Annotated in this window: 10 protein-coding genes and 1 tRNA gene; all 11 read right to left on the minus strand. The window is 73.7% G+C overall.

The genetic code is table 11. The features are described 5' to 3' along the window. Positions 1-881, minus strand: an 881-nt coding sequence (locus tag ABD481_RS45510; protein ID WP_344672180.1) for a leucine-rich repeat domain-containing protein, incomplete at its 3' end; no start/stop codon positions are given. Further along, positions 878-2,212 carry an SDR family NAD(P)-dependent oxidoreductase gene (locus ABD481_RS45515; RefSeq protein ID WP_344672181.1) on the minus strand — a complete coding sequence of 445 codons (1,335 nt, stop codon included), beginning with the start codon at positions 2,210-2,212 and terminating at the stop codon, positions 878-880. The genes ABD481_RS45515 and ABD481_RS45510, both read right to left, overlap by 4 nt. A gap of 71 nt (positions 2,213-2,283) precedes the next feature. After that, a tRNA-Leu gene (locus ABD481_RS45520) sits at positions 2,284-2,366 on the minus strand. A gap of 2 nt (positions 2,367-2,368) precedes the next feature. Next, the gene (locus tag ABD481_RS45525; RefSeq protein ID WP_344672188.1) at positions 2,369-4,135 is read right to left on the minus strand and encodes an AAA family ATPase; all 1,767 of its coding nucleotides are present in this window, start codon (positions 4,133-4,135) and stop codon (positions 2,369-2,371) included. Positions 4,136-4,242: 107 nt separating this feature from the next. Continuing rightward, positions 4,243-5,664, minus strand: a complete 1,422-nt coding sequence (locus ABD481_RS45530; protein ID WP_344672182.1) for a vWA domain-containing protein — start codon at positions 5,662-5,664, stop codon at positions 4,243-4,245. Beyond that, positions 5,661-7,223, minus strand: coding sequence for a hypothetical protein (locus tag ABD481_RS45535; protein ID WP_344672183.1), 1,563 nt, complete (start codon positions 7,221-7,223; stop codon positions 5,661-5,663). The genes ABD481_RS45530 and ABD481_RS45535 overlap by 4 nt, the downstream gene beginning before the upstream one ends. Before the next feature lie 4 nt (positions 7,224-7,227). Next, positions 7,228-9,717, minus strand: a complete 2,490-nt coding sequence (locus ABD481_RS45540) for a hypothetical protein (RefSeq protein ID WP_344672184.1) — start codon at positions 9,715-9,717, stop codon at positions 7,228-7,230. A gap of 221 nt (positions 9,718-9,938) precedes the next feature. Then, the gene (locus ABD481_RS45545; protein WP_344672185.1) at positions 9,939-10,805 is read right to left on the minus strand and encodes a PadR family transcriptional regulator; all 867 of its coding nucleotides are present in this window, start codon (positions 10,803-10,805) and stop codon (positions 9,939-9,941) included. Further along, on the minus strand, positions 10,806-11,690 hold the full coding sequence (locus ABD481_RS45550; protein ID WP_344672186.1) for a DUF4097 family beta strand repeat-containing protein: 885 nt from the start codon (positions 11,688-11,690) through the stop codon (positions 10,806-10,808). It lies immediately after the preceding gene. Positions 11,691-11,849: 159 nt separating this feature from the next. Next, on the minus strand, positions 11,850-12,026 hold the full coding sequence (locus tag ABD481_RS45555) for a DUF6104 family protein (RefSeq protein ID WP_344672187.1): 177 nt from the start codon (positions 12,024-12,026) through the stop codon (positions 11,850-11,852). A gap of 124 nt (positions 12,027-12,150) precedes the next feature. Continuing rightward, a partial coding sequence (locus ABD481_RS45560) for a multifunctional oxoglutarate decarboxylase/oxoglutarate dehydrogenase thiamine pyrophosphate-binding subunit/dihydrolipoyllysine-residue succinyltransferase subunit (protein ID WP_425559432.1) occupies positions 12,151-15,582 on the minus strand: 3,432 nt, incomplete at its 5' end.

Raw genomic sequence — 15,582 nt, forward strand, 5'->3', positions numbered from 1 at the left:
GCCCCGGCCTCGTCGAGGCGGTTGTCGGCGGCCGCCAGCGTCGCGGCCGCCCGGACCCGCGCCGCGGCGAACTGCTCGACGCCGCCTCCGTCGAGCACCGCGATCCGGTCGGCCAGCGCCGCCGGGCCGATGCCGTTGCTGGCCACCGAGAGCCGCCGCAGCGCGCCGGCCGGCGCGCCCCGCAAGGCGTCGGCGAGGACCAGCGCGCCCGCGTCGCCGAGCGTCGCGGCCGAGACGTAGAGCTCCGCGACCGCGCCGGCGGCCAGCAGGCGCGCCAGCTCCTGGGCGCCGTCCGGGCCGACCCGGTTGCCGCTGAGGTAGAGGCGCTCGATGGCGTGGGCTCCGCCGCCGGCGTCGATCATCGCGTCGACGAGCACGGCGATCTCCGCCGCCGCCAGCCCGGTCTGCGTCAGGTCGATCGTGCGCAGGACCGTGCCGGCGCGCACGGTCTCGGCGACCGCGCGGACGCCGTCGGCGCCGATGGGATTCCGCTTCAGCCACAGCGCCTTCACCACGCCGGGGGACGCGATCAGCCGGCCGGCGATCTCGCAGACGCCGCCGCCCCCGATGTTGTTGCAGCCCAGGTACAGCGTCTCCACCTTCGCCGCGACGGCCCTGGGCGCCACCGCCGCCGCGCCGCCGTCGCCGAGGCCGTCGGTGCCGAGCAGCAGGTGCTTCACCGGGCCGCCGCCCTCGGGCAGGGCGTCGGCCACGGCCGCGGCGCCGAGCGGGCCCAGGTCCTGCTTGCACATGTCCAGCCGGCCGTCGGGCAGTGCGGTGCCGGCCGGGAAGTCGGTGCGGGCGCGCACCGGCTCGGCGCGGCGCAGCCAGGCCAGGACCGGGGCCAGCTCGTCGGCGGGCCGGGGTTCGAAGCCGCTCACCACGCCACCGCCCGGTAGTCCTTCAGGAACACGCCGTGGAGCGGTTCGCCGTTCTCGCCGCTGACAATCGGGTGGTAGATCCGCGCGGCGCCGTCGACGATGTCCAGCGGGGTGCGGAACCCGGCCTCGGCGTGCCGGTTCTTGGCCGGCATCGGCTTCTCGTCGGTGATCCAGCCGGTGTCGACGCTGCTCAGGTAGACGCCGCGGGCGGCGAGCACCTCGGCGCTGGTCCGGGTCAGCATGTTGAGCGCCGCCTTCGCCATGTTCGTGTGCGGATGCCCGGCGGTCTTGTTCCGCACCTCGAACCGGCCCTCGACGGCGGTCACGTTCACGATGTACCGCCGGGGGAACGGCGAGCCGGTCAGCAGCGGCAGCAGCCGGTCGGCCAGCAGCGTCGGCGCGACGGCGTTGACGAGGTGCACCTCCAGCAGCTCCATCGGGTCCAGCTCGCCGAGCTCGGCCGACCAGGAGTTGCGCGGTGACGGGTCCGGGAGCAGGCCGTTCTCGTCGACGGCGGCCGGGGCCAGCAGCTCGGAGCCCCGCGGTGCGGACGCGGAGGCGATCTCCCGGTAGCCGGCGATCAGCGCCAGCTCCCGCAGCGGCCCGCCGGCTCCCAGCTCCGCCGCCGCTCGCCGCTCGGCCGCGATCAGCGGCGCGTACGAGGACTCGGGCCGCCGCACGGTCTGAGCGGCGTTGTTGATCAGGATGTCCAGCGGCTCCCCGGCCGCGAGCAGGTCGTCGCAGAGCTCGACGACCTGGCGCGGGTCGCGCAGATCGAGGCCGGTGACGGTGAGCCGGTCGAGCCACTTCGCGCTGTCCTCGACCGCGCGGAAGCGCCGCACGGCGTCGTGCGGGAACCGGGTCACCACCCGCACCGCGGCGCCGTCGCGCAGCAGCATCAGCGCCACCTGGAAGCCGATCTTCACGCGCCCGCCGGTCACCAGCGCGCGCCGGCCGTCCAGCGGCGTGCGGGCGGAGCGCCACGCCAGGTTCTCGGCCGCGCATTCCGGGCAGAGCTGGTGGTAGAACGCCGACACCTCGGCGTACTTCTGCTTGCAGACGTAGCAGCGCCGCTGGCGCGACAGCGTCCCGACCGATCCGGTGTGCTCCGGCAGCGGCGTGTCCTCGCGGCGGTCGGCGGCCCCGGTGGTGGTGGTCGCCAGCAGCTCGCGGTCGGCCGCGTCCCGTCGCAGCCGCCGCTCGCGCTGGCGCTGTTTGCGGCCGTCGCGGATCAGGGATTCGGCGACCCGTTCCACCCGCAGCCGCCCCGGGTCGTCGACGGGCAGGTCGGCCAGGGCGGACAGGGCGCGGCTCAGCTCGTCCGCGTCCATGTCAGCCCCCTGCCCTGGTGTCCCGTCCCCGCGATCGGCTCCGGCGGGCCGCGCCAGGCGCCGGGAGTCGGTGGCCCCGGCCGGATTCGAACCGGCGTTCCCCGCGTCGCTTGTGTCGTTCTGAGCGGTGCGCCTGCCTCTGCGCTACGGGGCCGTTCACGGAATCCTGGCGGAATCCTGGCGTGCGCGGCAAGCCGCGAGGATACCGACCCAGAACGCCTGCGCCTCCTCGGAGGCCCCGACCAGGTAGGTGGCGCGCAGCTTCGGCGGCAGGTGCGCGGCGAGGCGGATCACCACCTCGCGCTGTTTCTGGAGCTGCGACAGCTCGGCGTTGGCGAAGACCTGGTGCACCACGTCGGAGGCGTCGTCGCCCTCGGCGTTGCCGGCCAGCGACCGCGCCAGGCGCTCCTCCCAGCCTCCGACGTCGGCGGCCAGTTCCTTCAGCCCGGTGCGCTGCGAGCCCGCCAGCCGCGCGGTCAGGGCGCCCAGCGGCACCGGCGCGTACTCGCCGTCGCCGAGGTAGACCAGGCCGTGCTGCAACGGCAGGCCGCGGCCGTGCAGCCGGATCAGCCGTTCCAGCGTGCGCTTGGTGATCCAGGCCCGGCCCTCGTCGTCGATGTCGTTCTTCCACCACTCCAGGACGGTCTCGGCGACCGCGCCGTAGCGGGCGATGAGCCACTCGTTGGCCGGGATGTCCTCCGGCGTGATGTCCAGCGAGGCGGTGAACCGGGTGGCCTGCGCGATGTTGTTGCGCGAGACCAGCAGCTTGCGGCCGACGTGGTAGGGCGGGTTCTGGAGCGCGATCTGGGCCCGCAGGTTGCGGATCGGCCGGCCGGCCACCGACCACTCCTGGGTGATCTCCATCAGCCGGGCGAACGCCGCCTTGTCCTTGGGCCGGTTGTACTCGTCCCAGACCACGGCCTTGGGCTCCTCGCCGGTGAAGCCGACGGCCAGCAGGTTGTCCAGGGTGCCGTCGGGGGAGGGGACCGGCGCGCACAGGTCCTCGACGTTGGTCACCGGCAGCGAGAAGTACAGCGGGTCCCGGCGCAGCCCCTCCTGGATCAGGGCCCGGACCACCTCGGTCTTGCCGCAGCCGGGCGGGCCCTGGATCAGCACGCACCAGCGGTTCTTCAGCGCCGCGCGGACCAGGCGCCGCACCGGGTCGGCGATCGCCGAGCGGTTCGGCACGCCCAGCGCCCCGGCGATCGCGTCCAGGATCTCGGCGGTGCGGTCCACCTCCTTGGCCCGGCCGCCCTCGCCGGCCGGCAGCGCCAGCCGCAGCCGGCTGCCGTTGAGCAGCGGCAGGCCCCAGACCAGCGGGAAGCCCTCGGCGGCGTTGGCCAGGATGTGCTCCAGGGTGCGCGGGGACAGCAGCCTTCGGATCTCCGGGGGCTGCGAGGCCCAGACCCGGAACACCCCGGTCAGGTCGAACTGCCCGAACTTGCGGCGCAGCGCGTCGCGCCAGGCGGTGTCGTTGGCGGTGACCCGGATCGTCACCATCCGGTCCAGGATCGCGAAGTCACTGCGCCGGGCCGCGGTCTCGGCCAGCGACTCGTTGTCGGCCAGGAACACCCCGACGCAGCCCAGCTCGCGCAGGTCGTGCTCGCCCAGGGTCCAGTTGCAGGCGATCTGCATCAGCTGCGCCTGGATGGCCGGCCCGGCCTGCAGCGAGTCGTCGATCAGCAGCACGAACCGGCGGCCCGGCTTCAGCTGGCGCATCACCAGCTGCCGCAGCACCAGCTCGCCGCTGAGCGGGTCCCGCACCGGCGCGTTCACCAGCAGGTCGTCCGGGGCCAGGTTGGCGGCCGGGACGTAGACCAGCTCGGTGTCGTCGTAGGCGCGCCGGATGTGCGAGGCGAAGGTGGCGGTCTTGCCGATGCCGTGCTCGCCGAAGATCTGCCCGGTCTGGCCCAGGTCGATCATGGCGTCGATGAACGCCTCCAGCGCCGAGGGCCGGGCGGCGCCGGCCCGGCCCGGCCCGGTCCCGCCGCCCTGCGCCGGCAGGGCGGTGTGGTTGACGGTGTGCTCGCTCAACGGTCCCCCGTTCGTACCTTGTGACAGGCCATCTGCGGCGTGTGGTGGTCGGGCCAGTCGTCGCCGTGCTCGGTGATCAGCCAGATCCACTTGTCCGGCTCGGCCGGCGTGATGTGCGGGGCGTAGCCGTCGGTCACCATGATGACGGCGTCCAGCGGATCGTCGAACGGCTCGCCGGTGCGTACCGAGGGCGCCCGGCCCTCCAGGAAGTCGGCCACCGCCTGGAAGCTGGTCCCGCCGCCGCCGACCAGCGGGTCGCCCGGGGCGAACGGCACCACCTGGGCGTCGAAGGACAGCCAGTGCGCCTGCACCCCGTCCAGCTGCCCGACCAGCGAGGCGATCCAGTCCACCACCGGCGGCGGCATCGACCCGGAGGCGTCGACCGCGATCGCCACCACCCGCTGCCGCTCCGGTCCGCGCCGGGACAGCGTCGGGTCCTGGCCGAGCGCGGCCAGCACCGCGCCGCGCTTCTTCGGGTAGATCAGGCGCTCGCCCTCGGTGAGCTTGGAGGCCAGCACGTCCACCAGCCAGCGCTGCCACCAGTCCACCCGGCGGGTGCGCTGGGTGCGGCCGCGGATCATCCCGGCGCCCAGGTCGCCCCACAGCTTGGAGAGCCGGTCGGAGGCGCCCTCGGTGCGCTCGATGAGGTCCAGCAGCTCCTCCCGGGCCGACCGGACCCCGCGCTTGCCGGCCAGCAGCACGTTGGCCAGCACCTCGTTGCCGATCCGCTCGATGGTCTCGCCGTCGGCCAGCTCGCCCTGGAGCTCCTCCAGGATCTCGTGCACGCACACCGGCGGCGGGCTCGGCGGGTGCTTCATCCGCCGCAGCTCGGTGTAGCAGCCCATGTCGGTGCGGATGAAGTCCTGGTAGCCGAACGGGTTCAGGCCCTGCTCGGTGAGGTCGGCGTGGTAGCGCTGGAAGACCTCGCGCGGGTCGATGCCGGTGGCCTTGCCGTCCACCACCGGCAGCGCGTCCCGGCCCAGCCGGGCCAGCGCGACGTGGTTGATGGTGGACTCGATGGCGATGTCGAAGACCGGGTCCTCGCGCAGCTCCGGCTCGGTGAACAGGTGCCGCTGGATCAGGTGCCGGGCCTCGTGGAAAAGCACGAACTTCACACCGTCCAGCCCGAGCTCGACGAAGAACTCGGGGTTGAACAGCAGCAGGCAGGCACCGTCGCCGGAGGCCATCACCGCGGCGGTGTCGATGGCCGTGGTCGGTATCTGGTGGGCGCACTTGGAGTAGATCCAGCCGGCGATCGCCGAGGACTCCATGCCGAAGTCGACCAGCGCGGCCTCCTTCAGCCGCACCGCCTCGGCCACCACCGCCGGGTCGGCGGGGCGCCAGTCGGCCAGCGCCCGCCGGTCGGTGGCGTTCACCGGCAGGCGGCGCGAGCGGCGGTCGGACTCGCCGGTCTTCATCTGTCGTCGCCCTCCCGCGCCGGGTGTCCGCGCGCCGGCCCGTCGGCCGGCGGTGTGCGGTTCAAGTCTTGTACGCGGCGGCCCGCCGGTCGAACCGGTTGGCCGCCGGGGCTGCTTCCGAGCCGCTGGACGAGGTCGAACAACGGCGCCGGATCGGTACCCGCGAGTCCTATCAGAACACGCCATCGGTCGACGCGGTGGTCCAGGTGGGTCCGCACCGCCTCCTCCAGCGGCCACTCCGTCAACGGGTCCTGACGCGGGCCGGCCGGCGGCGGCCCCGGCGCGGTCAGCGCGGCGGCGGCTTCCTGGATCGGGAGCGCCGACTCGGCGGTCATCGAGGCGCGCACCGCCGGGAGCATGCGGTCCAGGCGGCCGGCGTGGTGCAGCTCGACGGCCCACACCGCCTCCGGCCCGGCCAGCTCGGCCAGCCGGCGGTAGGCCAGCAGCCGCAGGCCCGGACCGTCCGGCAGGCGCAGCAGCACCGGCCGCAGCTCGGTCAGCACGTCGGCGAGCGCCTCGGCGGTCCCGGCCGCCGCCAGCATCGCGTGCACCTCCTCGGCGGTGCCGGTGAGCTCGGCCGGACGGATCCGGGAGGGACGGCCGTCCGCGCTGCTCCGGGCCACCCGGGCGGCGTGCAGGCGCAGCGCCAGGTCGTCGTGGCTCTGCGCGAGCAGGCCGGCGATCCGGGAGTCGGCGGCGCGGTCCAGGAAGCCGTGCGCGGCGGCCAGCGGCATCGACGCGTTCTGCGCCAGGCAGGCGGCGTGGTAGGCGGTGCCGGCCGGGCCCAGGACGTGGGCGAGGTAGGCCGGATGGTACGGCGCGTGCTTGAGCAGGCCCTCGACCAGGTCCTGCGAACGGGCGCCGGTCTGGGCCAGGACCGCCCCGGCGACCTCCGGCGGCGCCATCGCGAACAGGACGCCCGGCGGGAACACCTCGGTGCGGGCGCGGAAGCGGATCGGCAGCTCCGAGGCCGGCGGGCGCGGGCCCCAGGTGGTGGCCAGCGCCACGAGGTCGGCGAACGAGCCCTCCCAGGCGCCGACGCGGGCCAGCACGCCGTGCCAGACCAGCGGCGCGTCGCCGAGCGCGGCGTTCAGGCGGGTGTGGATCAGGCGCCGGAGGTCGGCCTGCGGGCGGCCGAAGGGGGTGACGCCGTCCGGGAGCGCCGGCTGGAGCGGCGTGCGGGAGGCCAGGCAGACGGCCTCCGGGGCGCGCCCGGGCTCGTCGACGAGGGCGAGGGCGGGCGGGCGCGGATCCAGGACGGCGTGGCAGAGGGCTTCGCGGTCGGGGTGGTGGGGGTGGCCGGCGCGGGCCGGGCGGCCGCGGTGATCGGGATCGGCGGCGCTGCCGGAGCGGTGGACGCGGATCCGGGCGGCCGCGCGACCCCGGCGGGCCGGGAAGGGATCGGCGGTGCGCACCGCGACGGCCCGCAAGGCGGGATCGCAGTGCTCGGAGGCCAGACCCGCGCGGAGGTCGGCGTCCGAGAACAGGGCCAGGACCCGCGGGACGTCGTCGGGGTGTGCCGCGTGGAGCAGGTTCAGGACCCGGGCCTGGCCGGTCACCTGGTCATCCGCGCGGGGGTTCCGGTGGGGAGCCGGTCGGGCCCGCGGCTTGGTCGGGCCGGTCGGCCTGTCCATCGTCTTGCCCGTCCTCCTGCTCGTACTCGGCGAGCAGCCAGAACAGCGCCGAGTCCGGGTCCAGCAGGCGGAGCCAGCGTTCGGGGCGTCCGTCGAGGCGGGCCCGGACGCGGTCGGCGAGGTAGGGGCGCGAGGAGCTCGACACCGAGGACCAGTTCCCGGTGACGCGTTCCAGCCGCGGCCCTCTGAAGCCGGCGGCCGCTGCCCGCAGCGGCTCGTCGCTGTGCGCGGCCATCGAGGCCCGGACCGCCTCGTGCATGCGCTCCAGCTTCCCGGCGCGCTCCAGCTCCAGGGCCCAGACCGGCTCCGGTCCGGCGGCCTCGGCGAGCTGCGCGTAGGCGGCGACGCGCCGGTCGGTCTCGATCATCCGTCCGCCGCGGCGCAGCACCGAGTGGAGCACGTGCGGCGACCGCGACTCCAGGGCGGGCAGCAGCAGCGCCGGGTCCACCTCGCCGGTCATCAGCCGGCGCACCAGCCCCGGATGGAGCCCGCCGGCCTCCTCCGAGCGCACCACGACCGCCATCCGCAGCTCCCGCGACGCCAGCGGGTGCAGGTACACCGCCGCCAGCACCCCCGGCTCGGCCGGCTCCCGATCGGTGAGCCGCCACAGCGTCCCGCCCATCGCCGCCGGATTCCGCGCCGCCGCCAGCCGCATCGCCTCGGTGCCGTGCGGGCCGATCGCGAAGTCCAGCAGACGCTGCGGGACCGGCCCGCGGTCGAGGATCCGCGTCAGGATGCCCAGCAGGGCCCTGGCTTCGGGGTCGACAGCAGCATCGGTCACAGCATCGGCCGCAGCATCAGTCACAGCATCGGCCTCGGCCGCCGCCCGGCTTCCGGCCCCGGTCCCAGTCGCAGTTGCCGCAGCCTCGGCCGCCGTCTGCGCCGCGGCCAGCACCCCCTCGAGCACGCCCTCCGGCGCGATCTCCAGCAGCACCGCCGCCGCGTCCACGCCGCGCGGCCAGCGGTGGGCCCGCCGGTCCGGCAGCCCGACGCCGTCGTCGACGGCGCGGACCAGCTCCGTCAGGCTGTCCTCCCACGCGCCGACCCTGGTCAGCACCTTGAGCCAGCGCGCCGGGTCCGGCCCGACGGCCTCGGCGACCGCGGCGCGGATGTCCGCCTGGTAGCGCTCCTCGGCCTCCAGCGGGACGCGGGCGTTGTGCGGGGCGAAGCTGTTCTTGCCCTTGGCCGTGTAGTACTCGATCAGCGTCGGCGGGACCGGCGTCGACACGGCCAGCACCGCCGAGGCCGGTGCCCCGTAGTCCACCGCCTCCGCCGCGCTCAGCGAGCCGTGGAGCAGGCCCCGGCGCAGCAGCTCGCGCAGGCCGAAGTGGCGCGCGGCCGGGTTCAGGCCGCGGCGGTCGACCGAGGCGCAGATCAGGGCTTCGACACCGGGCCGGGCGGTCCAGAAGACGGCCCGCGGGTAGCTCTGCTCGAACTCGGCGCGGACGTCCGCCGGCAGGTCCTCGCGGGCCGCCGCCTCGTCGAGCCCGCGCGAGGTCGCCTGCCCGGCCTGGGTGCCCTCCTCGCCGGTCCCGATCAGCGGTGCGAAGGCCAGGACACCGGCCCAGTCCAGCTCGTAGTGCTGCGAGGCGGTGTTCGGCGTGGTCCAGCTGTCCGCGTCGTCCAGGGCCGGCAGCACGGCGGCGGACTGGGACTGCCGCAGCAGGAAGGCGAGGTTGCGGCCGGTGGCGCCGTCGCCGGCCTTGAGGACCTCCTGCCACTGGCTGGTCCGGTAGTGCGACACGGCGTCGGCGACCTGGGCCACCAGCTCCCGCAGCCCGTCGTTCCACAGCTCGGCCAGCCGGCCGTGCTCGCGCAGCGTCTCCAGCCCCCGGGCCACGCCGGTCAGGTCCTCCAGTCGGATCCCCAGCGGCAGCGCGAAGGCCACCAGGTCCGGGTCGTCGGCGAACAGCGCGGCGTTCAGCAGCAGCATCTCGACCCGGGCCGGATGCGGACGGTCGTAGCCGGCCAGCCGGCGCTCGGTCCGGTGCACCTGCCGGCGCAGGAACCGCTCGACGCCCGGCGCGATCAGCGCCCGGCCGTCGGGGCCCCGCCGGTCCCGCACCACCGCGCGCAGCACCCACCCGCGCGGACGCGGGGAGCTGTCGTCGCGGAACAGCAGCTCGTCGACCGCCGGATCGGCCAGCCGGATCAGGGCCCGCAGCACGGCGTCGGGATCGGCCACCGTCTGGTCCCGCAGCGCCCGCCGGGCCAGCGCCAGGACCGCCGCCGAACCGCCCCCGCCCTCGGCGTCCGCGGCCCGCTCCAGGACGAAGTCGCCGACGGCCACGCAGATCGGCTGCGAAGCCTCCGCGATCCCGTCGGCCAGCTCGGCGTCGCCCAAGGCGGCCAGCACTTTCGGCGTGTCCGCCCACCCCGCGTAATGCAAGGCGTCGATCAACCGCGCGACGACCACCATGGCTCCCTCCCACCCGCCATGATGCCGCATCCCGCCCACCGTCGATCGCCCGAGTTGTCGAAGGGCCGTGATTCAGGCCGATGCGGAACGGCTGCCGAGCCGCCGCCGAGCCGCTGCCGAACCATTGCCGAGCCGCCGTCGAGCCGCCGCGCGAAAGGACGGCGCGCGCCGTGGCACCTATGTCCACGGCGCGCGCCGTCACCCCCTCACGACCGAGACTGTCAGCCCCGGAAGATGTCGCGCAGCTCCCGCGCGGCGCGCTCCAGCACCTCGCGAGCGGCGTTCAACTGGTCCTGCGTCACCGGGATGTCCGGCCGCCGCTCCCGCGCCATGGTCCGCACCTCGTCGCGGAAGCGCATGAAGGTGGAGCGCAGCTCGTCGAGCTGCTCGCGGTCGGCCCGGTCGCGGGAGCGCCGGCCGGTCCAGTCGTCCACGCTGTCCTGCGCCACCCGCTGCCAGCGCGCGGCCTCGTCCTGCCAGTGCTCGCGCCACTGCGCGGCCCACTGGTCCTTCCACTGTTCCTTCCAGTCGTGCTGCGCCCGCTTCCACTCGCGCCATTCGTCCTTGCTCCACTGCGAGCGGTCGGCCGGCGGGTGCGCCGAGGGGTGCGCCGAGGGGTGCTCGGGGCCGTGGTGGTCGCCCGGCCGGCCTCGGCCCGCACCGCCGGTGTCGAAGGTGGGGCGCTTCGACGACTCGGAGCGGGCCTCGGCGGCCGCGGCGCGCAGTTCCTCCTGGATGTGCCGGGCGGACTCCTTGACCTCGTCGCGGATCTCCTCGGCGAGGCTGCTCACCGATTCGCGGATCTCCGCCTCCAGGGCCGCCATGTCGTCGGCCCGGGCCTCCAGCTCGGCGCGGCCGGCGTCGGTGATGTGGTACACCTTGCGCCCGCGCTCGTCGGTCTCGTGCCGGATCAGGCCCTCGCTCTCCAGCCGCGACAGGCGCGGGTACACCGTGCCGGCGCTGGGCGCGTACAGGCCCTGGAACCGCTCCTTGAGCTGCTGGATGATCTCGTACCCGTGCTTGGGGCTCTCGGCGAGCAGCTTCAGCAGGTACAACCGCAGCCGCCCGTGTCCGAAGACGGGTGCCATCTACAGATCCTCTCCATCGCCGCCGTCATCGCCGCCCGAGAGCTTCAGGTCGGGATCGACGGCCCTTCTCAGCAGCGTCATGTCCCCGGACACCGCCCGGGCCCGCAGCCGTCCCTGCCCGGTGCCGAGCCGGCCGGTGAGCTGGCGCGGCTTGCCGAACGGGATCTGCCGCTTGCCGAACAGCGCCTGGTCCTGGAGCCCGTCGAAGGTGGTGACCGTGCGCCCGCTCATCGTGGACATGTCCACGTCCAGGTTGGCATCCTCCGGGGCCCGGACGATGACGGCGCCGGAGACCACGTTCAGGTCCAGCCGCGGGGCGTCGCTGCCGTCCTCCAGGTCCACGGTGATCGCGCCGGAGGTGGTGCCGGCCTTGATCGTGTTGCCGGCCCCCAGCGCGATCACGGTGATCGCCCCGGAGACGGTGTGCGCGCTCAGGTCGTCGGTCACGCTCTCGGCGGTGATCGGCCCGGAGACCGTCTTGACGTCGGTCGGCCCGTGCAGCTGGGCCAGGGTGATCTCGCCGGAGACGCCCTGCACCCGGGTGCGCTCGTAGAGGTTGGACACCACCAGCGGTCCGGAGACCACGGTGACGTCCACCAGGCAGTCCGGCGGCACCTGGATCGAGATGTCGGACTCGATCCGCCGCCCGTGCATCAGCCAGCCCAGCACGTTCGGCTTGAACTCGCCGTGCCGCACCGTCAGCTCGCCGTCGGCGTCCTCGACCACCACCGGTTCGTCGCCCTTGATCCGGGTGACGTCGACCAGGGCCGCGCCGTTCTCGCCGGCTCCCACGACGTCGACCTTGCCGGAGGTGCTGACCACCTTCAGCCGGTGGACGCCCTCGAAGGCGAGCCGGTCCGGCTCGCGCAGCTCGTGTCTCGTCATCGCCTGGCCCTTTCACGATGTATCGCGTCTCTGATAGAGACGATATATCGCGTTGCGGGTCCAGGCAAGTGCCGCGCCCGGATCGCCGGGATCCGCCGGGGTCCGCCGGGGTCCGCCGGAGTCCGCAGGCCCGCACCGCCCGGCGCCCGGCGCCCGGTCCTAGTCCTCGTCGTCGTCCAACCGCGCCAGCCAGGTGGCCAGTCGGTCCACCGCCGCCTCGAACTCCGGGTTCAGGTCGGTGAAGGTGCGCAGCTGCTCGGCCAGCCAGCCCAGCGACACCTCCTCGTCCCCGCGTCGCCGGTCCAGCTCCTCGATCCCCCGGTCGGTGAAGTACATCGCTTATCCGTTCCCTGCGAAAGGTCTGTGGCGTGAATGCGAGCGGGGTGGGACCCGCGCCGCGGCGCGGGTCCCACCCCGTCGTCCTGCTCCGGCCGGGCGCGGTCCCCGCCTGCCGCCCGGCTCAGCCCGTGAAGGCGTCCTCGACCAGCTGCGACTGCTCGACGTTGTGCCGCTTGGCCGAGCCCACGGCCGGCGAGGAGGCCGCGGCCCGCGACACCACCGTCAGCCCGCGGCCCAGCGCGGCCGGCAGGTTCATCGCGATGAACGGCCACATGCCCTGGTTGGCCGGCTCCTCCTGGACCCAGCGCAGCTCCACGTCCGGGCCGTAGGCGGCCAGCGCCGCGGCGATCTCGGCGGCCGGCAGCGGGTGCAGCCGCTCCACCCGCAGGATCGCGGTGTCGGTGATCCCGTCCTTGCGGCGCTTGGCGGCCAGCTCCCAGTACAGCTTGCCGGAGACCAGCAGCACCCGGCGCACGCCGGCCGGGTCCACCGTGGTGTCCGGCAGCACCGGCTCGAACCGGCCGGTGGTGAAGTCCGCCACCGGCGAGACCGCGTCCTTCAGGCGCAGCATCGACTTCGGCGTGAACACCACCAGCGGCTTGTGCGCCGGGTTGTGCACCTGCCAGCGCAGCAGGTGGAAGTAGGAGGCCGGGTTGGAGGGCATGGCCACCGTCATGTTGTTCTGCGCGCACATCTGCAGGAACCGCTCGGGCCGGGCCGAGGAGTGGTCCGGGCCCTGGCCCTCGTAGCCGTGCGGCAGCAGCAGCACCACGCCGGAGCGCTGGCCCCACTTCTGCTCGCCGGAGGAGATGTACTCGTCGATCACCGACTGCGCGCCGTTGACGAAGTCGCCGAACTGCGCCTCCCACAGCACCAGGGCGTTGGCCCGGGCCACCGAGTAGCCGTACTCGAAGCCCAGCGCCGCGTACTCGGACAGCAGCGAGTCGTAGACCGTGTACTTGGCCTGGTCCGGGGTCAGGTTCGACAGCGGGGTGTACTCCGAGGCGTTCTCCCGGTCCACCAGCACGTGCTGGCGCTGCACGAAGGTGCCGCGCCGGGAGTCCTGGCCGGCCAGCCGCACCGGCACGCCCTCCATCAGCAGCGAGCCGAAGGCCAGGGTCTCGCCCATGCCCCAGTCGATGGTGTTGTCGGTGACCATCTGGGCCCGCTTCTGCAGCGGCTGCAGCACCTTGGTGTGCGGGGTGAAGCCGTCCGGCAGCGAGACCTGGGAGTCGGCGATGACCTTGACGGTCTGCTCGCTGATCGCGGTCTCCACCTGCGCCGGGTAGGGCTGCACGTCCACCGCGAAGGTCGCCGACACCGGGGCCTTGGAGACCTCCTTGGTCTCGGCGAACACCCGCTCCAGCTGGCCCTGGTAGTTGCGCAGGGCCTCCTCGGCCTCTTCCAGGGTGATGTCGCCGCGGCCGATCAGCGCCTCGGTGTAGAGCTTGCGGACGCTGCGCTTGGCCTCGATGAGGTTGTACATCAGCGGCTGCGTCATCGACGGGTCGTCGCCCTCGTTGTGCCCGCGGCGGCGGTAGCAGATCATGTCGATGACGACGTCCTTGTTGAACGCCTGGCGGTAGTCGAAGGCCAGCTGCGCCACCCGGACGCAGGCCTCCGGGTCGTCGCCGTTCACGTGGAAGATCGGCGCCTCGATCATCCGGGCCACGTCGGTGGCGTAGATCGAGGAGCGCGAGGAGGTCGGCGAGGTGGTGAACCCGACCTGGTTGTTGATCACCAGGTGCACGGTGCCGCCGGTGCGGTAGCCGCGCAGCTGGGACAGGTTCAGGGTCTCGGCCACCACGCCCTGGCCGGCGAACGCGGCGTCGCCGTGGATCAGCAGCGGCAGCACCGTGAACCCGGCCGAGGCCTTGTCGATGATGTCCTGCTTGGCCCGGACGATGCCCTCCAGCACCGGGTCCACGGTCTCCAGGTGCGAGGGGTTCGCGGCCAGCGAGACGGTGATCCGCGAGCCGTCCAGCGCGGTGTAGGAGCCGTTGGCGCCCAGGTGGTACTTCACGTCGCCGGAGCCGTGCATGCTCTTGGGGTCCAGGTTGCCCTCGAACTCCCGGAACACCTCGGCGTACTCCTTGCCGACGATGTTGGTCAGCACGTTGAGCCGGCCGCGGTGCGCCATCCCGATCGCGACCTCGTCCAGGCCGGTGCGGGCGGCGCGGGACAGGATCTCGCCGAGCAGCGGGATGGTGGACTCCCCGCCCTCCAGCGAGAACCGCTTCTGGCCCATGAACTTGACCTGCAGGAAGGTCTCGAACGCCTCGGCGGCGTTCAGCCGCTCCAGGATCCGCAGCTGCTCGGCCCGCTCGGGCTTGGCGTAGCCGTGCTCCACCCGGTCCTGGATCCACTTGCGCTCGTCCGGGGACTGGATGTGCATGTACTCGATGCCGACGGTGCGGCAGTAGGAGTCGCGCAGCACGCCGAGCACGTCGCGCAGCTTCATCAGCTTCTTGCCGCCGAAGCCGCCGGTGGCGAACTCGCGCTCCAGGTCCCACAGGGTCAGGCCGTGGCTGACCACGTCCAGGTCCGGGTGCCGGCGCTGCTTGTACTCCAGCGGGTCGGTGTCGGCCATCAGGTGGCCGCGGGTGCGGTAGGACTCGATGAGCTCCTGCACGCGCGCGGTCTTGTTGATGTCGTCCTCGTGCGAGGCGCTGATGTCCTGGACCCAGCGCACCGGCTCGTAGGGGATCCGCAGCGACTCGAAGATCTTGTCGAAGAACCCGTCCTCGCCCAGCAGCAGCTGGTGGATGATGCGCAGGAAGTCGCCGGACTGCGCGCCCTGGATGATCCGGTGGTCGTAGGTGGAGGTCAGGGTCATGATCTTGCTGACCGCCAGCCGGGCCAGGGTCTCCTCGGAGGAGCCGGCGTACTCCGCCGGGTACTCCATGGCGCCCACGCCCAGGATCGTGCCCTGGCCCTTCATCAGCCGCGGCACCGAGTGCACGGTCCCGATGGTGCCGGGGTTGGTCAGCGAGATGGTGGTGCCGGCGAAGTCGTCCGGGGTCAGCTTGTTGCCCCGGGCCCGGCGCACCACGTCCTCGTAGGCCTGCCAGAACTCGCGGAAGTCCATCAGCTCCGCGCCCTTGATGCTGGGGACCAGCAGCTGGCGGGTGCCGTCCGGCTTCACCTGGTCGATGGCCAGGCCCACGTTGACGTGCGCCGGGGTCACGACCGCGGGCTTGCCGCCCTCGGTGGCGAAGGAGTTGTTCATCGACGGCATCGCCTTGAGCGCCTGCACCAGGGCGTAGCCGATGATGTGGGTGAAGGAGACCTTGCCGCCGCGGGCCCGCTTCAGGTGGTTGTTGATCACCACGCGGTTGTCGATCAGCAGCTTGGCCGGCACGGCCCGCACGCTGGTCGCGGTCGGCACCTCCAGCGAGGCCTCCATGTTGGTGACCACGCGGGCCGCCGGGCCCTTGAGCACCGCCGTGGTGGTGGCCGCGGTGCTGGCCGGGGTGGGGGCCGCGGTGGTCGCGGCGTGCCGGGGCACCTGCACCGGGGCCGGCGCGGCGGCCGGCTGGGCCGGGGCGGGCGC

The organism is Catenulispora yoronensis, assembly GCF_039531695.1.
Classification (GTDB): domain Bacteria; phylum Actinomycetota; class Actinomycetes; order Streptomycetales; family Catenulisporaceae; genus Catenulispora; species Catenulispora yoronensis.

Coding starts and splice junctions, on each gene's coding strand:
- ABD481_RS45515 (WP_344672181.1), bottom strand. CDS start 2,212: ATGGACGCGGACGAGCTGAGCCGCGCCCTGTCCGCCCTGGCCGACCTG.
- ABD481_RS45525 (WP_344672188.1), bottom strand. CDS start 4,135: ATGATCGACCTGGGCCAGACCGGGCAGATCTTCGGCGAGCACGGCATC.
- ABD481_RS45530 (WP_344672182.1), bottom strand. CDS start 5,664: ATGAAGACCGGCGAGTCCGACCGCCGCTCGCGCCGCCTGCCGGTGAAC.
- ABD481_RS45540 (WP_344672184.1), bottom strand. CDS start 9,717: ATGGTGGTCGTCGCGCGGTTGATCGACGCCTTGCATTACGCGGGGTGG.
- ABD481_RS45545 (WP_344672185.1), bottom strand. CDS start 10,805: ATGGCACCCGTCTTCGGACACGGGCGGCTGCGGTTGTACCTGCTGAAG.
- ABD481_RS45550 (WP_344672186.1), bottom strand. CDS start 11,690: ATGACGAGACACGAGCTGCGCGAGCCGGACCGGCTCGCCTTCGAGGGC.
- ABD481_RS45555 (WP_344672187.1), bottom strand. CDS start 12,026: ATGTACTTCACCGACCGGGGGATCGAGGAGCTGGACCGGCGACGCGGG.